Source organism: Vibrio sp. 378 (genome assembly GCF_033339435.1).
Genome location: NZ_JAWOUO010000586.1, coordinates 1 through 685, shown reverse-complemented (window position 1 = coordinate 685; position 685 = coordinate 1). Strand labels below are relative to the sequence as shown.

At 44.5% G+C, this 685-nt stretch carries 1 protein-coding gene; it reads left to right on the top strand.

All coding sequences use genetic code 11. From position 1 onward, the window contains the following. Positions 1-119 precede the first annotated feature (119 nt). Positions 120-685 (top strand): TraB/GumN family protein (locus R7Q48_RS27680; protein ID WP_318133482.1); only part of this gene is annotated, 566 nt, incomplete at its 3' end.

The following is a 685-nucleotide window of genomic DNA, read 5'->3' as shown; positions in this document are numbered from 1 at the left end:
AATAGTTTTAAAGTGAGCTCTGGTGTCTAAGCTTTATTTGGGTATAAAGTAATATCCCCTGTGAGTTGTAGATGCTGAAATCAGAGTCTCACCATAAGATTCAGCCGAGGATAAAAACTATGTTTCGCCTAATGACACTGATGTCATCTCTTATTGTTATCTTTACCTCCTTTTCGTCCTACGCTGAGCCTCAACACTGGCGAGCTAAAAAAGGCGACACGGAATACATGATTATCGGCTCCGTACATGTCGGTGATAAAAGCATGTATCCACTTCCGAAAAACATCACTAAGTTTTTGGAACAAAGCTCAGGCTTAATTATTGAGGCCGATGTAAGAAGTTCTGAAGGTGTGGTGTACCCAGAGAGTTCGATTCTCTCTAAAGACGTACTCGACAAAACTCAACGCCAACTGTTAGTGAACATCGCCAAAGATCTAGGCATGGCGGAAGCGCAACTTCTCAATGCGCCACCTTGGACCGCAGCTCTGACCATCCAACTCGCGCTAGTCAATAAGCTTGGCTACGTATCAGACGAAGGTGTAGACATGCACCTAATTGGTTTAGCAGAGAAAAAGCACCTCCCTGTCCTCTCGTTAGAATCGGTGCAGTTTCAAATCGATCTTATTGCTGGTCAGCCAAATGGTGGGCAAGAAATGCTGCTGTCCTCGATAGACGAATACGAAGG